This is a genomic window from Rhodomicrobium sp. (assembly GCF_047605405.1).
In the GTDB taxonomy this organism is placed as follows: Bacteria; Pseudomonadota; Alphaproteobacteria; order Rhizobiales; family Rhodomicrobiaceae; genus Rhodomicrobium; species Rhodomicrobium lacus.
The window spans coordinates 34,705-53,740 of the sequence record NZ_JASGFR010000021.1; the positions used below are offsets into that span (position 1 = coordinate 34,705).

The 19,036-nt window shown below is 63.3% G+C and carries 21 protein-coding genes; 15 read left to right on the top strand and 6 right to left on the bottom strand.

All coding sequences use genetic code 11. The features are described from left to right. Window positions 1-21 precede the first annotated feature (21 nt). The 10 genes from nrdR to QM659_RS10155 all read left to right on the top strand — a co-directional run bounded on the left by nrdR (window position 22) and on the right by QM659_RS10155 (window position 8,177). On the top strand, window positions 22-501 hold the full coding sequence (nrdR, locus tag QM659_RS10110) for a transcriptional regulator NrdR (RefSeq protein WP_127075754.1): 480 nt from the start codon (window positions 22-24) through the stop codon (window positions 499-501). Further along, the gene (gene ribD / locus QM659_RS10115) at window positions 498-1,691 is read left to right on the top strand and encodes a bifunctional diaminohydroxyphosphoribosylaminopyrimidine deaminase/5-amino-6-(5-phosphoribosylamino)uracil reductase RibD (RefSeq protein ID WP_415188334.1); all 1,194 of its coding nucleotides are present in this window, start codon (window positions 498-500) and stop codon (window positions 1,689-1,691) included. The genes nrdR and ribD overlap by 4 nt, the downstream gene beginning before the upstream one ends. Window positions 1,692-1,694: 3 nt before the next feature. Then, a complete protein-coding gene (locus QM659_RS10120) occupies window positions 1,695-2,297 on the top strand; it encodes a riboflavin synthase (RefSeq protein ID WP_127075750.1) in 603 nt (200 codons plus the stop codon). Further along, the gene (gene ribB, locus QM659_RS10125) at window positions 2,294-3,454 is read left to right on the top strand and encodes a 3,4-dihydroxy-2-butanone-4-phosphate synthase (RefSeq protein WP_127075748.1); all 1,161 of its coding nucleotides are present in this window, start codon (window positions 2,294-2,296) and stop codon (window positions 3,452-3,454) included. Before QM659_RS10120 ends, ribB begins: the two co-directional genes overlap by 4 nt. After that, window positions 3,451-3,915, top strand: coding sequence for a 6,7-dimethyl-8-ribityllumazine synthase (gene ribH, locus QM659_RS10130; protein ID WP_303486864.1), 465 nt, complete (start codon window positions 3,451-3,453; stop codon window positions 3,913-3,915). The genes ribB and ribH overlap by 4 nt, the downstream gene beginning before the upstream one ends. Before the next feature lie 182 nt (window positions 3,916-4,097). Beyond that, a complete protein-coding gene (gene nusB, locus QM659_RS10135; RefSeq protein WP_415188335.1) occupies window positions 4,098-4,622 on the top strand; it encodes a transcription antitermination factor NusB in 525 nt (174 codons plus the stop codon). A gap of 188 nt (window positions 4,623-4,810) precedes the next feature. After that, entirely contained in the window at window positions 4,811-5,833 is a 1,023-nt protein-coding gene (gene thiL / locus QM659_RS10140; RefSeq protein WP_415188336.1) for a thiamine-phosphate kinase, read from the top strand. A gap of 87 nt (window positions 5,834-5,920) precedes the next feature. Next, entirely contained in the window at window positions 5,921-6,724 is an 804-nt protein-coding gene (locus tag QM659_RS10145) for an alpha/beta hydrolase (RefSeq protein ID WP_415188337.1), read from the top strand. 151 nt (window positions 6,725-6,875) lie between these two features. Further along, complete coding sequence (thpR, locus tag QM659_RS10150) at window positions 6,876-7,484, top strand: RNA 2',3'-cyclic phosphodiesterase (protein WP_415188338.1); 609 nt, start codon at window positions 6,876-6,878, stop codon at window positions 7,482-7,484. A 201-nt stretch (window positions 7,485-7,685) separates the two neighbouring features. After that, a complete protein-coding gene (locus QM659_RS10155; RefSeq protein ID WP_415188339.1) occupies window positions 7,686-8,177 on the top strand; it encodes a GFA family protein in 492 nt (163 codons plus the stop codon). Between the two features lie 119 nt (window positions 8,178-8,296). Here the strand turns inward: QM659_RS10155 and hemN are convergent, their stop codons facing one another. The 5 genes from hemN to QM659_RS10180 form a co-directional block, all read right to left on the bottom strand. Then, window positions 8,297-9,649, bottom strand: coding sequence for an oxygen-independent coproporphyrinogen III oxidase (hemN, locus tag QM659_RS10160; RefSeq protein ID WP_415188340.1), 1,353 nt, complete (start codon window positions 9,647-9,649; stop codon window positions 8,297-8,299). Next, complete coding sequence (gene bchJ / locus QM659_RS10165; protein WP_303486875.1) at window positions 9,646-10,305, bottom strand: bacteriochlorophyll 4-vinyl reductase; 660 nt, start codon at window positions 10,303-10,305, stop codon at window positions 9,646-9,648. Before bchJ ends, hemN begins: the two co-directional genes overlap by 4 nt. Before the next feature lie 637 nt (window positions 10,306-10,942). Beyond that, a complete protein-coding gene (locus tag QM659_RS10170; RefSeq protein WP_245433909.1) occupies window positions 10,943-11,215 on the bottom strand; it encodes a hypothetical protein in 273 nt (90 codons plus the stop codon). Window positions 11,216-11,223: 8 nt separating this feature from the next. Then, window positions 11,224-11,601: a DUF192 domain-containing protein gene (locus tag QM659_RS10175; protein ID WP_303486878.1), complete on the bottom strand. Its 378-nt coding sequence runs from the start codon at window positions 11,599-11,601 to the stop codon at window positions 11,224-11,226. A gap of 119 nt (window positions 11,602-11,720) precedes the next feature. After that, entirely contained in the window at window positions 11,721-12,296 is a 576-nt protein-coding gene (locus QM659_RS10180; protein WP_013418453.1) for a cold-shock protein, read from the bottom strand. A 478-nt stretch (window positions 12,297-12,774) separates the two neighbouring features. Between QM659_RS10180 and QM659_RS10185 the strand changes: the two genes are divergently transcribed. From QM659_RS10185 to QM659_RS10205, 5 genes are all read left to right on the top strand, one after another. Continuing rightward, the gene (locus QM659_RS10185; protein WP_303486880.1) at window positions 12,775-13,194 is read left to right on the top strand and encodes a VOC family protein; all 420 of its coding nucleotides are present in this window, start codon (window positions 12,775-12,777) and stop codon (window positions 13,192-13,194) included. A gap of 15 nt (window positions 13,195-13,209) precedes the next feature. Next, window positions 13,210-14,334, top strand: coding sequence for a YceI family protein (locus QM659_RS10190; RefSeq protein ID WP_415188341.1), 1,125 nt, complete (start codon window positions 13,210-13,212; stop codon window positions 14,332-14,334). Window positions 14,335-14,436: 102 nt separating this feature from the next. After that, on the top strand, window positions 14,437-15,462 hold the full coding sequence (locus tag QM659_RS10195) for a glycosyltransferase family 2 protein (protein WP_127075724.1): 1,026 nt from the start codon (window positions 14,437-14,439) through the stop codon (window positions 15,460-15,462). Next, window positions 15,462-15,845 (top strand): GtrA family protein, encoded by a 384-nt coding sequence (locus QM659_RS10200; RefSeq protein ID WP_415188342.1) that lies wholly within the window; start codon window positions 15,462-15,464, stop codon window positions 15,843-15,845. The genes QM659_RS10195 and QM659_RS10200 overlap by 1 nt, the downstream gene beginning before the upstream one ends. Before the next feature lie 5 nt (window positions 15,846-15,850). Continuing rightward, window positions 15,851-16,654, top strand: a complete 804-nt coding sequence (locus QM659_RS10205; RefSeq protein WP_415188343.1) for a ChbG/HpnK family deacetylase — start codon at window positions 15,851-15,853, stop codon at window positions 16,652-16,654. On the opposite strand, the gene QM659_RS10210 is transcribed toward QM659_RS10205, so the two are convergent. After that, the gene (locus QM659_RS10210; RefSeq protein ID WP_415188344.1) at window positions 16,608-19,001 is read right to left on the bottom strand and encodes a hypothetical protein; all 2,394 of its coding nucleotides are present in this window, start codon (window positions 18,999-19,001) and stop codon (window positions 16,608-16,610) included. The two genes, QM659_RS10205 and QM659_RS10210, sit on opposite strands and share 47 nt — an antisense overlap. Window positions 19,002-19,036 lie beyond the last annotated feature (35 nt).

The window sequence follows — 19,036 nt, forward strand, 5'->3', positions numbered from 1 at the left end:
CCGCCAGAGCAGGCCAGACCAATGCGGTGCCCAACTTGCGGTGCGCTCGATACCCAGGTGCGCGACAGCCGCCCGTCAGAAGACCACACGGCGATCCGGCGGCGGCGTTCGTGCGCAGAATGCGGGGCGCGCTTCACCACGTTCGAGCGCGTCCAGCTTCGTGAGTTGACGATCATCAAGCGGAGCGGGCGGCGCGCGCCGTTCGACCGCGAGAAGCTCAGACGCTCGATCGAGATCGCGACCCGCAAGCGTCCCATCGGGGAGGATCGAATCGAACAGTTCGTGAGCGAAGTCGTGCGCAAACTCGAAATCTCGAATGAGTCGGAAATCCCCTCCGAAACAGTTGGCCGCCACGTCATGGAGGGACTGAAGGCGCTCGACGGCGTGGCCTACGTCCGTTACGCCAGCGTCTATCGCGACTTCAGCGAGGCGAAAGACTTCCACCGCGTGCTTGGCGAGCTTGACAGCGCAGCATTCGCGCGCACCGCGGACGACAAATGAACGAGCCTGCCGCATCTTTCAACGCAACGTCGGTGACGGCGTCGGATGAAGCCGCGCCTCTCCCTCTTTCCTCGACCGTCATCGAGGCGCTTTGTCGTCGCGCTCTTTTCGTCGCCAGGACCAATATCGGCGCGACCTCGCCCAACCCGAGCGTCGGCGCGGTCGTGGCCGACATCGCCACCGGCGAGGTCATCGCCAGCGCGGCAACCGCGCGCGGAGGCCGTCCGCATGCCGAGGTTCTCGCTCTTCGCGAAGCGGGCGAGCGGGCGAAAGGCGCGCTGATCGTCACCACTCTCGAACCGTGCAGCCATTTCGGTGCAACCCCGCCTTGCGCGCATACGATCGTGGATGCGGGCATTTCGCATCTGATCTACGGCTCGCTCGATCCCGACATGCGCGTCGCGGGCCGGGGGCTGACCTACGTGGCGCAGCATGGGGTTCGCGCGATACGCGGCACCGCCGGTTTCGTGCGCGATTGCGACTGGCTGAACCTCGGCCATTCCTTCCGCGTCACCGAACGGCGCCCTTTCGTGCAGGTGAAGCTCGCGGTCGACGCGGCAGGCTTCGTTCCCCGCGGGAACGGCAAGCCCGTGTTCATAACCGGCGACGTGGCGCGCGCGGCGGCCCATCTCCTTCGCGCCCGCGCAGACGCCATCCTCGTCGGCCGCAAGACGGTCGAAGCGGACGACCCCGAACTTACCTGCCGCCTGCCGGGCCTCGACGACCGCTCGCCGGTTCGCGTGGTGCTGGCGTCGCGCTGCAATGTGCCTCCGGCAGCAAAACTTTTCGCCAATGAACGCCCGCCGGTGTGGATCGTCTGCGGCGACTCGTCGGAGGGCGCGGCTTTCTTCGGGCGCGCCGGTGTGCGCGTTCTCGACATAGGCGCGTCGCTCGCCGGCCGCCTCAACCTCCGGCTCGCGATGATGCGGCTCGCCGCCGAAGGCATCACGCGCCTTCTCGTCGAGGGCGGCCCGTCCACCGCGCGCGGCTTCATCGACGCCGGGCTTGCCGACGAAGTCATCATCATGCACGGCGCCCAGACGCTCGATCCGCAAGCGGGCATGCCGCCTTTCGGCGACCGCGGCCTCGATCTCGTTGCCGCCTCGCCCCAATTCACCCTGTTCGATAAAAGAAAAGCGGGCACGGACACGATTTCCATTTATCGCTCAACCGCACACTGGCAGAATTGACGCATGTTTACCGGGATCATCACCGCACAAGGGACCGTCCTTGAGGCCGATAGCGGCCGTTTCGCCATATCCTGTCCGTGGGAGGCGTCGGGCATCGCGCATGGCGCCTCGATCGCCTGCGACGGCTGCTGCCTCACGGTAACCGGCGTCGAATCGTTCGGCGGGGGCTCGATCTTTCGTATCGACGTCTCGAACGAGACGTTGTCCAAGACGACGCTCGGCGGATGGGCCAGGGGCCGCAGGATCAATCTCGAACGCTCGCTTCGCTTCGGCGATGAAATGGGCGGCCATCTCGTTTCGGGTCATGTCGACGGCGTGGCACGCATCGAGAGCATTACGCCGGAGGGCTTTTCGAAGATCTTCGCCATACGCGCACCGGAAGAACTCGCGAAATTCATCGCGCCCAAGGGGTCCGTCGCTCTCGACGGCGTGTCGCTCACCATCAATGACGTGAGCGGCTCGCTTTTCACCATCAACCTCATTCCAACCACACTCGAAGTCACCGTATTCGGTGAGAAGCAGCCGGGCGACGCCATCAACATGGAAGTCGACCTCATCGCCCGCTATGTGGGGCGGCTGCTCGGACAACAGGCTGAAAACTCATGAAACCCGACCAGTTGCGCGTTCTCGACCCCGCCGCCATCCGCGGCCAGCTCGCTTCGATAGAGGAAATCCTCGAAGATGCGCGGCAGGGGCGCATGTTCATCCTCGTCGACGCCGAGGACCGCGAGAACGAGGGCGATCTCGTCATCCCCGCGCAGATGGCGACGCCCGATGCCATCAATTTCATGGCGCGCTTCGGGCGCGGGCTGATCTGCCTCGCGATCACGCCGGAACGCGCGGACGTGCTGCACCTTGAGCACATGGCGCGCTCGAACCGCTCGCGCAACCGGACCGCGTTCACCGTTTCGATCGAGGCGAAGGAAGGCATCACCACCGGTATTTCGGCCTTCGACCGCGCTCATACCGTCTCCGTCGCCATCAATCCCGAGAAGGATTTTCAGGACATCGTGAGCCCCGGCCACGTCTTCCCGCTCATCGCGCAGGAAGGCGGCGTGCTGGTCCGCGCGGGCCACACAGAAGCCGCCGTCGATCTTGCACGGCTTGCGGGGCTTATCCCGGCTGGTGTCATCTGCGAGGTGATGAACGACGACGGCACCATGGCCCGCATGCCGGACCTGCTCGCCTTTGCGCAACGGCACGGCCTCAAGATCGGGACGATTGCCGACCTCATCGCCTATCGCCGCCGCACCGAGAGCTTCGTGAAGCTCGTCGACGAGCGCAATATCACGAGCCCCTATGGCGGCGCGTTCAAGCTCCGCGTCTATGTGAACGAGGTCGACAACACCGAGCATCTTGCGCTCATCAAGGGCGACGTGTCCGGCCCCGAGCCGGTGCTGGTGCGCATGCACGCGGTCAACATTCTCGAAGATCTGTTCGGCATCGGCAGGGGCGACGACAACCGCCGCTCGCTCGTCGAGCGCGCGATGCGCCGCATCGGTCAGGAAGAACGCGGCGTGGTCGTCGTCATCCGCGACGTGCGCGAAGGCACGATCCGTTCGCGTCTATCGAGCATCGCCGCCATCGCCGAGGGCAAGGCGCCCGAGAACCGGCTCGTCGATTATGGCATCGGCGCTCAGATCCTGCTTGATCTCGGCGTCCGGAACATGGTCCTTCTTTCGAACTCGCCGACGCCGAAAGTCGTCGGTCTCGAAGGCTACGGCCTCAACATCATCGCGCGACGCCCCATCGAAGACCAATGACAAAGCCAATTCATATCCTCATCATCGAAGGCCGCTATTATAACCATATCGCGGATGCGCTGCTCGAAGGCGCGACGCGCGCGCTCGACGAGGCGGGCGCGACCTGGGAATTGAAGACGGTTCCCGGTGCGCTCGAAATCCCGCAGGTTCTGGCCCTCGCCAAGGACGCCGACCTGTTCGATGAGGGCGGCGACCGTCCTTTTCATGGTTGTGTGGCGCTCGGATGCGTGATCCGGGGCGAAACCTCGCATTACGACATCGTTGCAAACGAATCGGCGCACCAGCTTCTGTCCCTCTCGATCCGGCACGGCATTCCGTTCGGCAACGCGATCCTGACCGTCGAGAACGAGGCGCAGGCGCTGGCAAGGGCTGACGTCAGCCGCAAGAACAAGGGCCGCGAGGCCGTTCTGGCGTGTCTTGAGGTGCTCCGCCTCAAGCGGTCGTTTCGCCAGTTGGCGTGACGCTCAGCCAGAGCCGATCGGGGGATCCGACCTGATCGGGTGAACCCATCCGGGTGCCGCATTGAAAGTCCGGCGCTCTCTATTCTGGAACGCATTCCCGCCGCGCCCATGCGCATGGCGGTGTGATATGATCGGCGCGAGTTGCGCGGGCTGCTCGCGGCCTTGAACCGAAAGCTTGAACGATGGACTTGGAAGACGGTCACGAAGCAGGCCCGGTAGCGGACCTGCCCGAAGGACAGCCTCGAACGCGCGCGAGACTCGCCGCCGTGCAGGCGCTCTATCAGATGGAAATGACGCAGCGCGACCTTAGCCTCGTGCTTCAGGAGTTTCTCGGCCGCCGTTTCGAGACAGTGGAGATCTATGCGGGCGCGGACCGCCAATTCTTCCGCGATGTGGTCGAGGGCGTCGCGCGGGGGCAAGCGAAAATCGATCCCGAGATTGCGGGCTATCTGGCGTCGGGCTGGAAACTCTCGCGCATCGACAGCATCCTGCGGGCTATCCTGCGGCTTGGCGTTTACGAACTCACCGAGCGCGCCGACGTCCCCGCGCGCGCCGCCATCAACGAATATGTGGAGATCGCCAAGGATTTCTTCGGCGGCGAGGAACCCGGCGTGGTGAACGGCGTTCTCGACCGCGTGGCGCGGACAAGGCGTCCCGGCGAATTCGGCCGCAAGTCGGCCGGCAGGAGCGGTCCGGCAAAGAGATGATACGAGCAAGACCCGAGCCGCAAAAATCGGAGGCAAAAAGGCGCCCGCCTGCCGGGGCGTTTACGCTGCCGGGTCGGCCCGCGTCAAATCGGGTCCGATTGGACGCTGGGAGGGTAAGCCGATCGAACGCCAAATCCCGCGGCGTCGGGCCGCATCTGATCTACCGCACGAAGCCGTAGCGATGTGACATGCGCAGACTCGGTGAAAACGCTCTCATTGCTGAGGTTCTGTCTCCGCTCGCAACCAACCCCGGCGCGTTCGGCCTGTCCGACGACGCGGCGCATTTGTCGGCACTGCCACCGAGCGGGCTTGTGATAACGACCGATGCACTTGTCGCAGGCGTGCATTTCTTCGAGAACGACCATCCGGGCGACGCGGCTTACAAGGCCGTCGCGGTGAATGTGTCGGACCTCGCGGCCAAGGCGGCAAAGCCCTTCGCCTATCTCCTGACCCTCGCTCTTCCAGCCGCGCCGACCGAAGATTGGGCGCGCGCTTTCGCGGACGGCCTCGCCCGCGCGCAGTCGGCGTTCGGCATCAGCCTTATCGGCGGGGATACGGTGACAGCGAGGGGCCCGTGGTGGCTTTCGGTGACGGCGCTCGGCGAGGCGCCCGCGCGCCCGCTTCTGCGCGGCGGCGGCAAGCCCGGCGACGTGCTCTATGTCACGGGCACACTCGGCGACGCGGCGCTCGGCCTGAAACTGCGGATCGGCCTTGCCGACCTCGTCGGCGTGCTTTCGGCGGCTGAGACGGACCATCTCGCGCGCCGCTATCTTTATCCCGAGCCGCGCCTGTCGATGAGCGCCGCGCTTGTCGCGCACGCGTCGGCATCGATGGACATATCGGACGGGCTTGCGCTCGACCTCACGCGGCTTTGCGCAGCTTCGGGCGTGACCGCGACAGTCGACACGTCTGCGCTGCCGCTGTCTGAGGCTGCGCGAGCGGCCGTCACCGCCTGCCCTGCCCTCCTCGAAACGATTCTTACGGGCGGAGACGATTACGAGATCCTTGCCGCCGTGCCGCCAGACAGCAGCGCATCTGGTTTGGGACCACAGGCCCGCTCGCTCTCCTTCGAAGCCGCTGCCCGTGCCAGTGGCTGCCCCGTCTCGCGCATCGGAGCACTCGCGGAAGGCGCGGCGGCCCCGTCCTTCCTCGGCCCGTCTGGCGAGCCGCTCATCCTTTCGGCCAAAGGCTTCGAACATTTCTCACTTTGAGTTTTTCTCGGCAGCGCTTTCGCGGCAAAGTGCCGCTTCGGCTTCACAGCCGCCTCGCCCTTCGTTTCAACCCGCCCCCGGCCACACATGACACTCGAACTCGTTCGCCTGCCCTCCGCCGCGCCCGAAAAGCCGGTGCGGCTTCTGTTCGTCCACGGCATCTGCACCGGCGCATGGGTATGGCGGCAAAGCTTCCTGCCCTATTTCGCAAGCCTCGGCTATGACGCGTCGGCGCTCTCGCTCCGCGGACACGGCGAGAGCAAAGGTCGCGAGAGCGTGCGCAGCCTGAGCCTCGGCGATTTCGCCAACGATGTCGAATGGGCCGTAAACGAGATCGGCGGCCCGGTCGTCGTCGTGGGGCACTCGCTCGGCGGCGGCGTCGTGCAGAATTACATCAGGCGCGGCGGGCGCGCGGCGGGCGTGGTGCTGATGTGCGCCGCGCCGCCGCACGGGCTGATGCGCGCGTCGGCGGAACTGTTCATCCGCAATCCGGCGCTCTTTCGTGAGTTGCAGCGCGTGCTCGAACGCGGCATCCGCAACGCCAACCTCGACATCATCGAGGACGGCCTGTTCGCGGAACCGCCATCGCCCCAGCTCCGCCGCCTCTTCTTCGAGCGCATGGACGATATCGCCGAGACCGCGAGCCGCCAGCTTTACGGGTTCACATCCTTCGCGCCGCTGCCGTGGAGCATGCCGAAGCTGATGGTGCTCGGCTGCGAAAAGGACGAGTTCGTGCCGCCCGCCGATGTGCGTCTTACCGCGATCTATTACGGCGCGCGGTCGGTGATCGTGAAGGGCGGCGGCCATGCCATCATGATGGATTCGAACTGGCGCGATGCGGCGGAGCCGATCGCCAGCTGGCTCGATCGGGAATTTGGCGGCGGCATTTGAGCGGAGCTTTTTCGGAAGGCGGGCCATAAGGAGCCGTTAGCCGTGTTTCGGCTTCTCGCGCGCCTTGAATAAAACACGAACCGGCACAACCCTATCCTGCTAGGCTGACCGGCCAAAGGCCCGTCGCTCCTTTCCGCACAGGAGGCCACGCATGCCTAGACTCTTCACCGGACTCGAATTGCCTCACGATGTGGTCGGACACCTTTCCGGTCTCAGGGCTGGGCTATCCGGCGCGAGCTGGATCGACGCGGAGAATTATCACATCACGCTGCGTTTCGCGGGCGACATCACCGACGCGCAGGCGAACGACTTTGCGGACGCGCTGGCGGACATCCGCTTCGAAAGCTTCGACATCGCGGTTTCCGGCCTCGGGAGCTTCGGCGGAAACAAGCCACGCTCGCTTTGGGCGGGTGTGAAAGCGTCGCCGATGCTGGAGACGCTGCAAAAGGCGCACGAGCGGGCGGCGCGCGCGGCGGGCCTGCCGCCGGAGCCCCGCAATTTCACCCCGCATGTGACGCTCGCGCGGCTTCGTAATGTGAGCCCCTTCGCCGCCGCCGACTATCTCGCGCGCCATGGCGGCTTCACCTGCGAACCGTTCACCGTGAGCCGGTTCGTGCTGTTCTCGTCGCGGCCCAATCAGGGAGGCGGCCCGTATATCGTCGAAGAAGCCTACTCGGCGTGGGATGCACTTTTCGCGGAGGAGGAAGACGTGATCGCGCATCCTTACGGCCACCTCTTCCCGACTACGCAATCGCGCTGATAAGCCGGGAGGATGGGGCGCGGCGATGCGGACGGACGAAGCATCGAAAATGGCCGCCAGCCGCAACAATCACGCGGTGACGATGGAACCTTGGCGCGCGCCGCGAACTTTGCTGAAAAAACATCAAGGGCGTTTTCGCGCGGCGATCCTGTCGCAGCGATCGCGCTTGAAAAACGGAGGAGAACGAGGCCCGACGCGGCAATGAAGCTGCGAAAGAGCCTCAAGGATGGTGGAGCGATGAGCGTGAGCGGGAGTTGTCTTTGCGGGAGCGTACGCTATGAGGTCGAACGCCTCGACGCACCGATCCGCGTCTGTCACTGCCGGAGCTGCCGGAAAGCGCATGCCTCGGCGTTTAACGTCTCGGCCAAGGTGGCGCGCGAGCATTTCCACTGGATAGCGGGCGAGGACAAGCTCACCTGCTACGAATCCTCGCCGGGAAAATTTCGCCGCTTTTGCTCGATCTGCGGTTCGCAGATTGTCGCCGAGTATCCCGACAAGCGTTATGTGACACTGCGGGTGGCGACGCTCGATGACGATCCCGAGGCTCGCCCGAGCCAGCACATGTGGCTGTCGCACGCCGTGCCGTGGGCTGAGCCGGGAAACGCGATCCCGGCTTACGAAGAGTGGCACGAAGACGTGGAAACGCCAAAAGAAGCGGAAGCTACCACGGTTGGCCGAACCTGCAGCGTTTAGCCATAAAGCGGGCGCAGCGCTACAGGTTCGTATTGTCCATCAGCTGTCTGCGTGGAATACCGCTCCCCATGGGAGCGGTCAGTCGACTGGAAGGCGATTGCCGAACGCCACCCGATTCGTCAGACCGCAGCGGCGTGCCGCAGCTCCTGGTTCTGCTGAAGGTAGTCGTCGAACACGGAGCACACGACGCGAAGCGCGGGCCGCGCCGCATCCGGAACGCGCACCTTGCCGCCGTCGATTTCGCAAAGGCCCTCGTCCTGCAGCGCGCGAAGCTGGGCAAGCTCGTCGTAGAAATCGTCGCGGTTCGGCGCGTAAAGGCGGCGCATCTCGTCGAGGTCGACTTCCATGTCGCACATCAGGCGTTCGATGATCGCCGAACGCAGCTTGTCCTCGCCGCGGAACGTCACGCCCTTCGCCACCGGCAGCTCGCCCGAGTTGACCGCGCGCGAGTAAGCGCCCGTCTCGACGATATTCTGCATGTAGCCGTCAGGCGTCTGGGAGATGGCGCTCGCGCCGAATGCCACGATGGCGCCCGCCAGGTCGTCTGTATAGCCCTGGAAATTGCGGTGCAGGCGGCCTTCGCGCAGCGCGATCGCCATGCTGTCCTCGGGCCGCGCGAAATGGTCGAGGCCGATACGGACGTAACCGGCCGCTTCCAATGCGTCGCCCGCAGCCGTCGCCTGCTCGAAGCGCATCAGCGCCGTCGGCAGAGCGTCTTCGGGGATCATGCGCTGGTTCTTCGCCATCCACGGAACATGCGCATAACCGAACAGCGCAATGCGGTCCGGCTTGAGCGTCGCAGCCTGTTCGACGGTGCGGGTGAGCATCTCCGCTGTCTGATGCGGCAGGCCATACATGAGGTCGAAGTTCAGACCCTTCACGTTCTGCTCCTGCAGCATGCGGATCGTGCCTTCGATGACATCCATCGGCTGGACGCGGTTGATCGCTTCCTGAACCGTGGGATCGAATTCCTGAATCCCGAGGCTCGCGCGGGTGCAGCCGATCTTGCCGAGCGCGTTCGCGTTGTCCTGGGTGAAGGTGCGCGGATCGATCTCGACCGCGATTTCCGCGTCGGGCAGAATGTCGAAACGGCTCGCCACCGCCTCATGGATGCGCACCATATCCTCGCCGTTCAGCGCCGTCGGCGTGCCGCCACCCCAATGGATGTGACGCACCTTCATGCGCTTCGGAAGCTTCGCGCTCGCGAGGTCGATTTCCTTGATGAGCGTGGCGACGTAGTCCGTTACCGGCGAATAGCGCGCGATGACGCGCATGTTGCAGCCGCAATACCAGCACATGCTCCGGCAGAACGGAACGTGAAGGTAAAGCGAAAGTTCCGTCTCGGGATCGAGCCGCGCGAGCCACGAGCCGTAGCGCTTGGCGTCGACCTCGCCCGTGAAGTGTGGCGCGGTCGGATAGCTCGTGTAGCGGGGAACCCGCGCGTGGAAGTATTTCGCGATACCTGGAATCATGATGCTAATTCCCGTTGACGGTGGCTGCGGGGGGCGTGTTCTGCTTTTTGGGCCGCGCTTTTCGGCCATGCAATTTCGAAGATGCAGGCGCTGCCGCCCATCGCTTCGCACTCGATCTCGCGGACGGTGGTGTTGCGGCTGACGAGCGTCTCGAACAGGCGCTGGAACGTGCCAGCATAAAAATCGCATTGTGGTTCGGCGCCGTGACGGCCACGGCAAAGCGGACAATTCGCGATGGAAACAAGCACGGGATAATCGGCCTTCGCCTCGAAGGTGCCGCTTCCCGCGAACGTCCAGGAGTGCTTGCCGATGGCCGAAAGCAAGGTGCGCGCGGCCATGCGCGGCGGCAGGCGCTTCAGCACGAACTGGGCGAATTTCGGAATGCGGCGCGCGAGCAGATAGTCGCCCGTGCGCAGTCCAGCCTCGAAGGATATCCTCTTCGCGTCTTCCCCGGCCAGCCCCTCGAACAGCGCGGTTTGCAGCGCGCCGACTTCCGTTTCCGGAACCATGCTTTCAGGCGGGGTAACGAGGCGCGTCTCAAGCTTCGCGCGGGCGAAAACTTCCAGAGCCGCATCGTCGCCAAGCCGCTCCCGAAGCGTCTCGGCGACCCGGATTATGGCATTGGGGCCGATAAGGCCCGCATTCGCATGCGCCATAAAGCGCGCCTTCTTGTTATATGGCAACCGGGCGCAGCCGCAAGCGGTGCGCGGCACAGGATGCCGTTTTGTGTCAGTCTGGCTTGACAAGGCAGGTGTCAAGCAAACCTTACTCCTACTGAATAGCAGCGTTTTGACTTAGATCAAGATTTTTTCGAGAATAATCTGCGGGAGGGTCGAAAAGTCCTTGCGAAGGCTTCTCTGAAGGGTATCCGCGCGTTTGTCGATCTGAAAGCTTCACGCACCTGAATTTGAGGCATTTCTCGCAGCGACACGGCTTTTTCTTCGCGCCGAGACGGCCCTAGCAATCGCGCATTTTTCTTGCAAAATCAAGCGCGGTTTTGATGCGACGCGCAAGCGCACGCCCCGATTGTGTCGGCAAGGCGCCGTCGGAAGCTGGGGCTGACCTTGATCGGCACTCGCCTCAAGCTTGTCCCGCATGAAGCAAAGCGCGCAATCGCGACGACTCTACCTTCTCCGAACGCATCGCGGCGCGCCGTCGTCACGCTCCGCTTTGTAAAACGACACAGAAAGGCGCACCGCGCTTTGTCGCGGGTGTCTCTAGCGCGCGCGTGAAAAAGGGTACCGCGTCACTTAGGCGATTGGAGCCGTCGGGAACCGCAAAACCGCGATTGACCTAAGCTTGCTCGTCGTCGGTCTCGAAGCCGCGAAAAGCCCATCTCGTGGCCAGGCCGAAGAGAAAAAGCGCGAGCGGAGGGCCAAAAAGCACGACCGGAATGCCGAGCAGCTCCTGCCGGGTTTCGCCGTTGATGAATTCGATGGCAAAATAGAGGGACCAGCCCATGATCCAGGCAGCGGAGGCCAGGATCCAGAGCCGGATCATGCCGCGCCGCCAGTTGATCGGAGGCGCCTTCTCTCTTTCGAGATTGAACCGCCGGTTTTGCATCATTTCTAGCCTCACTTTTTCAGTGAAACGCGGTCGCCAACCTTAAGCCCGAGTTTCTTCGCCTGCCCTGCCCCTATTTCGAGCACACGCGACGCGGGCCGACGCGAAGATATCACGTCGGTTGAAAATGGCTCGGCGTTCTGCGCGATGGAGACAACCCGCCAGTCGTCCCCGATGAAAACCATGTCGAGCGGGATGAACGTGTTCTTCATCCACATCGTGATCTCGCGCTCCCGGCCGAACAGAAAAATCATGCCGTGATTGTCCGGCAGCGAGCGCCGGAACATAAGCCCCTGTTCGCGCTTCGGATCGGTGTCGGCAATTTCGACATCCAGAAGCACGGGCCCATTCGCGGTCTCGATCGTCAGGCTCGCTTGATTGAAAATCACGTCTCCAAATGCTGGCGCCATGATTGCCCGGCTGAGAACAGGAGAACTCAAAAAGAGAAGGGCCGCAAGCGCGGCCCTCGTAATATTTGGTCGACCCTTGGTCATGGGGTCATGATCCCTTAATGCGAGGACGGATAGCCCATCGTGCCGTCGGGACGAAGCTCCGCAGCCATGAGGCCTTTGTCGCCATGGCCATAACGCACCTGAACGATTTGTCCAGGACGAAGCTCGGCAAACCCGAAGCGACGAAGCGTCTCCATATGGACGAAGATGTCTTCCGTCCCGGCGCCACGGGTGAGGAACCCGAAGCCCTTGAGGCGGTTGAACCACTTCACCATGGCCCGTTGCCAATCGCTTTCCGGAACCACATGGACGTGTGTCCGCTGGGGCAGTTGCGAGGGATGGATGGCGGTACTCTCGTCCATCTCGATCACACGGAACGCCTGAAGTCCGCGGTCGCGCCGCAGGACTTCGCAGACAATTCGGGCGCCTTCATACGCAGTCTGATAGCCGTCCCGCCGCAGTACGGTAACGTGAATCAGGATGTCGGGCAGACCACCGTCAGGGACGATGAAGCCGAAGCCCTTAGACACGTCGAACCACTTGATGTGGCCTGCGATCACGAAGACGTCTATGCTTGGTTGCTCTGCGATGTCGTTAAAAGAGGTAATGGTTGGAGGTAAATTGTCCCCCATTTTGTAGTCCCCCGCTTCACTGAAAAACGTGGCGCCCGCAAAGATCTCGCCCAAGACCTCAACGCCCGCCAACTCACATCCGAAACATAACATTCCACGCCAGCGAGGCTAGAGAAAATTAACTCTTTCCCCAACACGCGACGCGGTCCGCCTTGCCTGCCGCTGGCCCTCACCGCGGCAAGTGATTGATATTCCGTGCTAAACTTTGACAAAAATGTGACATAAATCCACATAGACCGCGAAGCCGGACCTTTCGCAAGGCTTTCTTAACATTTGGCGAGGGACGAAAATCCACCCTGGAGCGGAAACACGGCCTGCGAATCAATGGCATGCCGCTTCGGCCATCGATTGCGGCGCCTCACTATCCACACCTGTTGAAACGCGCACCTGCATAACGGTCATGATTGTATCCTAAGCGCTCAAACGGGTTGCGGCACCCGCCATCGTGCCTAAATGACGGTCAAGCTGGAGGCTCGAAATGAAATATCTGCACACCATGGTCCGCGTCAGCGACCTCGACCGATCGCTCGACTTCTACGTGAACAAGCTCGGCCTGAGGGAGGTGCGCCGACTCGAACGGCCCGAGGGACGCTACACGCTCGTGTTCCTCGCCGCGCCGGGAGACGAGAGCGCGCTTGTGGAACTCACTTATAACTGGGACCCCGAGGAGTATGGCGAGGGGCGTAATTTCGGTCACCTTGCCTACGAAGTCGAAAACATCTACGAGACGTGCCGGCGTCTTGCCGACGCAGGCGTGACGATCAACCGCCCGCCGCGCGACGGGTACATGGCCTTCGTCCGCTCGCCGGACAACATCTCCATCGAACTCTTGCAGAAAGGCGCGCCTCTCGCGCCCGCCGAACCTTGGAAATCATTGCCGAACATCGGCAAGTGGTAAGGAGACAGTGTCGTCATGATACGCCAAGACTACGCTGCAGGGCTGAAAGTCCTGCATTGGGTGATAGCCGCCCTTATATTTTTCATGCTCTATCTCGGCTGGACGATGGGCGGCATCGAAAACGTCGTGGAGAAGATCCAGGCTTACAATCTGCACAAGTCGCTCGGATTCACCATCCTTGCGCTGATGGTGCTGCGCGTCCTGTGGCGTGCGTTCACGGCGACGCCGCCTGAGCCCGCCACCATGTCCGGGCTGGAGAAGCTCGGCGCGGCGCTTGCCCATCTCGCGCTTTACGGCCTCGTTTTCCTGATCGTGCTGTCCGGGTGGGCGCTTATCTCCACGTCTGACAAGCCCTCCCTCCTGTTCGGTCAGCCCTTCCCGCTTCTTCCCTGGTTCGTCGCGCTCGGCCCCGACGAGAAGAAGAGCATCCATCACGCGCTGGAAGAGGTGCACGAGTTCGCCGCTTTCGGTCTCGCCGGGGTGATCGGTCTGCACGTGCTGGCGACGATCTGGCATGTAATCAGGCGTGACGGCATCTGGTCGCGCATGGCGCCGCGCTTTCTCGGCGGTGGCGTCGCGGTGGCGTTCGCCGTGACGGCGGGCGGCGCGGTCGCGCTGCTTGGAGCGCATGACGCGCGGGCGAGCGAATGGAGCGTCGATCCCCAGAAGAGCGCCATCGCCTTCGAGGCGAACGGCAGCGGCTTCGTCACGAAAGGCACGTTCAAGACATTCAAGTCCGAAGTGGAGTTCGATCCGTCCCTGCCTGAGCAGACATCGGTCCGGGTTCTGATCGACGTGAAAAGCGTGGACACGGGCCAGAGCGACGTCGACCAGACGCTTCTTTCGCCGGACTTCTTCGACCCCGCACGCTTTCCAACCGCGGAGTTCGTCGCGAGCGGCGCGAAACCGGCCGGGAAAGGCAAATACGTGCTCGAAGGCCGTCTCACTCTGAAGGGCGTCGCGAAGCCTGTCTCCCTGCCGTTTACGATTGCCACGACGAACGGCGCGGCATCGGTGAAGGGCGAGACGATCATCGACCGCCTCGAATTCGGTGTCGGCCCAAAATCGGTTGCGGGTTACGCGGTCGAGAAGGACGTGAAGCTTTCTATCGACCTTGCCGCTCTGAAGCTCACGAATTAGCCAAAAGGCGGGCGGCGGGAGACCGCCGCTCCCTTGATTGCGGCCGAGCGCGTCATAAGCTAAGTGAATTGCGTCAGAAGCGCTTGAGTTGTCAGAGTGTCCATGGATACGCGCCGCCCTACACTGATTTCGGTCGTCCTTCCCGCCTATAATGAAAGCGAAGGACTGCCCATCGTCGTCTCCTCGATTCTTCATGCGCTCGCAAATACCGGCTTCGCCCATGAGATTCTGGTGGTCGACGACGGCAGCACGGACGGCACGCGCGAAGTGATGCTCGATCTCTGCGCGAAGCAGCCCGCTCTGCGCTACATCCGCTTTTCCCGAAATTTCGGCAAGGAAGCCGCGCTGTCGGCGGGGCTCAAGACTGCGGCGGGGGACGCCGTCATCCTGATGGATTCGGACGGTCAGCATCCCCCGGCCCTCATCTCGGTATTCCTCGACAAGTGGAGCGAAGGGGCCGAGGTGATCGCGGGCGTGCAGAACGAACGCCTCGAAACGTGGCTGAAGCGCCGTTTCAAGGCAGGGTATTATTGGCTGATGCAGGCCGGCAGCCATGTGGTAATCCCGCCCGACGCGGGCGACTTCCGGCTTTTGGACCGCAAGGTGGTCGACGCGATCAACGCGCTGCCGGAGCGGAACCGGCAGATGAAAGGGCTTTTCGCCTGGGTCGGCTTCCGCACGGTGCTCGTGCCTTTTCAGCCGGAACCGCGCGTTGCGGGCGTCACCAAGTTTACATGGCGGCAACTTTTCAAGCTCGCCTTCACCGGGCTCACCTCGTTCAGCGTCGTGCCGCTGCGGCTTGTTTCGCTGACCGGGCTCGTCATATCGAGCACCGCATTTCTCTATGGCTGCTACCTGCTGTTCGAGCATTACGTGCAGGGCAGCCGCGTGCCGGGCTGGCCGACGCTCGCGGTCGGCATGATGTTTCTCTCAGGCGTTCAGCTTCTCGCGCTCGGTATCATCGCGGAATATCTCGGACGCACCTTCGAGGAAGCCAAGCAACGCCCCATCTACATCGTTGCGGAAGACAGCCGCGTGAAGTCGCCGCCGCGTGCGGCCTCCCCCGTTTACGACGCGACCGCTCTGGTCGTGGAGGCACAATCTTCCGGAACGGACAGGCGCCTGTAATGCGGCAGATCGCGATCTTCGTCGCTGTCGGCTGCGCCGCCGCGCTCACGCATCTCGGCGTCGTGGCGCTCGTTGTCGAGCTTTTGAGCCTAAAGCCGCTCGCCGCAAACGCGATCGGCTTCGGTGTGGCTTTTTTCGTCAGTTTCGCGGGCCATTCGCGCTTTACCTTTCCTGTGTCCCGTGAGAGCCTTGCCGTCGCCCGGCGACGCTTCTTCGCGGTCGCTTTCGCCGGGTTCGCAATCAATCAGGCCGCCTACGCCGAGCTCTTGCGCGTATTCGGTCCGACCTATTACCTTCCGATACTTGCGGCCGTGATTTTGGGTGTCGCTGTCGCCACTTTCCTCCTCTCGAAGCTCTGGGCCTTCGCTCAGCCGCAAGGCTAGCTCTTATGAAAAACATCATCATCAACGCGGACGACTACGCGCTGGACGAACGTGTGGACGCAGCGATCCTCGAACTGGCTGGCAAGGGTGTCGTGACCGCCGCGAGCGCCATGGTGCTTTCGCCCCGATGGATGGTTGCGGCGCGCTCATTACGGACCGCGCCACTGTCCCGCGGCCTTCATCTCGACCTCACCAGCCCGTTCGTGGAAGGCAAGAGGCCGAACCATCGCCTGTCGACGCTCATCGCATTGGCGCATGCTCGCCGCCTCGATCTGAAGCTCGTGCGTCAGGCCATCGCGAAACAGCTTCTCATCTATGAAGAAGGCATGGGCGCCCCGCCGCAGTTCGTCGACGGTCATCAGCACGTGCATCATCTTCCCGGCGTGGCGGAAGTTCTCGTCGATGTCCTGTCAGACCGCTACGCGGGCAATGCGCGGCTCGTTGGCCTTCGCATCTGCACGCCGAAGGTCAAGCGCGGTACAAAAGCGGCGGTGATCGCGCGGACGGGGGCGGTGCGGCTGTCGAAGCTCGCCGAAGAGCACGGACACATCACCAACACGGATTTTGCGGGCGTTTACGACTTCTCCGAAACGGCGAGCCTTCCGCAACTCTGGCAGGGATGGCTCGAAAGTGCCGCAGGCGCGTGGCCTCTCATCATGTGCCATGTCGCCAAGCCGGGCGGCGGCGATGGGGAAGGCGATCCCATCAGAGCCGCCCGCATCCGCGAATATGACTGGCTGCGCAGTCCAGCCTTCGCGGCGCTCAGCCAGCGGGCCTCGGCGACACCGGCAGGCTGGCCTCAGGCCTGATCCGCGGCATTCTTGGCGGCAGGCCAGGTTCGAGAGACTTCCCTTCGAGGCGCGCACGGACTTCCCTCACCGCGCCTTCCACCGGCTTGAATTCGAACCGTACCAGATGCCTGCCGGACGGCACCTGCACCGCGCGGAACAGCACATTCGCGCGGTAGATGTCCGTCGGCTTGCCATCGACAGTGGCGAACCACCATGGGTGCCAGTTGTCGTTCAGCACGACGAAGCCGGGCGCGGACGTCTCGACCTCTATCTCGACGACGGTATTCCGATAGCTGCGCAGGGACGTCCGCGCCTCAGGCATCGACACGGGCTTCGGCGGCAGCACGACCGTCTGCGGCCGCTCGGCGTGGAAGAGCACCGTGCGCCGCGGATCGAAGACGGGCCAGCGGCCATCCTTCTTGAGCTGCGCGAAATTCGCGGGCTGCCAGTCGAAGGCGAAAAGCACGCGTGGCAGCGCGCGGGGATTCTCGTAGATGTAGGCGTCCTTCGTATGCGCGACGAGCTTCAGATCGCCCGGCTTCAACTGCTTGTCGAGATGTTCGATCGGCTCATCGATGGCGATGTAGCGAATGCCCATCATGTCGGCGAGGGTCGAGCGGTAGGACGGAAACAGCCGTGTGAAGTCGCGCTGATAGGTTTCGGCGGTCGTTTCCACATCGCCCATCGCTTCCACGAACTCCGCGATGCGCAGCGGGTTATAGCCGAGCGAGTGGTCGAAGCCGTGCACGAGGCTCGTGTTGGGCCACTCGAAGCCGAGGCCGACCATTTCCACGCGGTCACGCCGATCTGAACCCGGCCGCTGTGAAAGCCGCTCCTTCAGGAGAGCGAGCGTGTCGTTCTTCGAATCCACGCGCAACTCGTCATAGGTGGACGGCGGCAACGCGGTTGAGCGGTTGGGACCGTTGTTGATGACGAGATCGGCGGTCATGAAACCGCCAAGCGCGAGCACGGCCAGAGCGCCCTGGCCTGCGGCGTGTCTGCGCGCAAAGGCGAGCGTGCCCCACGCGACGGCGAACACCGCGAGCGCCAACGCTACCGGCTCCATCGCATCGAGAAGATGTTCATGAAAGGCCGCGACGCCGAGACCCGTGAGGCACAAGCCCCCGACCGCGACCGCAAGCCACTTCGTCTGCTCCCGCGTCAGCTCATCCGCGCCGGTGAGGACACGGTGCAGCATGTAGCCGCCAAGAATCGCCGTCATGGCGCAGAGCGCATAGGTCGCGTCGGCGGGCCTGCGGAACATGTCGACGCCGGGCAGATAGTAATAGAGGAGCGTGAAAGCGCCGGTGTAGCGGCCCAGCGCGTACAGGAGAAGGCCGGTGATGGCGAGGGTGAAGAACCGGATTTCCCGCGCGAAGATGCGCCCCTTGAGGAAGCCTACGCCCAGCAGCAACAGCACCGGCAGCGCGCCGATATAGAGCTGGCCCATGTTTTCGGTCATCGCCAGCCAATCGGCCGGCCATTCGATGCTCGCAGGGCCCCAATAGGGCTCCTCGGTCTTGACGCCGAAAAGATCCGGGATGAGCGTCGTGAGAAGCGACGCCGGGTGCAAGGCGCCGCGTGCGGCCTCGTCGAACGGAATTTCGGGCCGGTTCGAATGTTCCACGAAAAGGAACGCAAGCAGGATCGGCCCCGCCGCGATGAGCGTGGCGGCGATGGTTCCGCCCGCGAGCGGAAGAATGCTCTGACGCACCGCCGGCCAGAAGCGCGGCGACGCGATCCAGTGATGGACTGTGTAGCCAAGGAGCACATAGGCGCCGATCAGCGCGATCTGTCCGGGCTGGATGATCATGCCCGAAGCGGCAACACCGGCAAGCGTGCCATAGAGGATCGATTTGCGGTCGAGCGCGCGCGCCAGAAGCCACAGGCAGAGCATGAAGAACGCGAAGGCTTCGATCTGCGCGATGTGCTGGATGCGCCAGATTGCCGAGCCGCCAAAAGCCGCGCCGAGCGCGGCAACCGTCGCCGCTGCCGGATGCCAGCCCCGGTCGCGGAACAGCATCAGCACCGAGAATGCCGCGATCCCCAGCAACAGAAAGCAATAAAAATCGAGTTGCCTGAAGCTCGGGGCCGGGTCAAGGTAGGCGAGAAGGAAGGCTGGCGAGAAGATCAGCGATTGCGGATCGGCGATCTGGGGCGATCCGCCGAAAACATTGGGCGCCCAGAATGGCGATTGCCCCGTATGGAGCGCGTTCGCCAGAAACTGAAGCTGCGGCTGAAAATGTGCCTTCGCGTCATAGGGGATCGTGACATCCCCGGACAGCCATGGCCACGAGAAGATGAGCCAACCGAACCCGACCGCGATGAATGCCGCAGCGTAGCCGCCGAGATACCGTAACTTCATGTGACTGCCGATCCGGAATAAGAAGGATGCGCGCT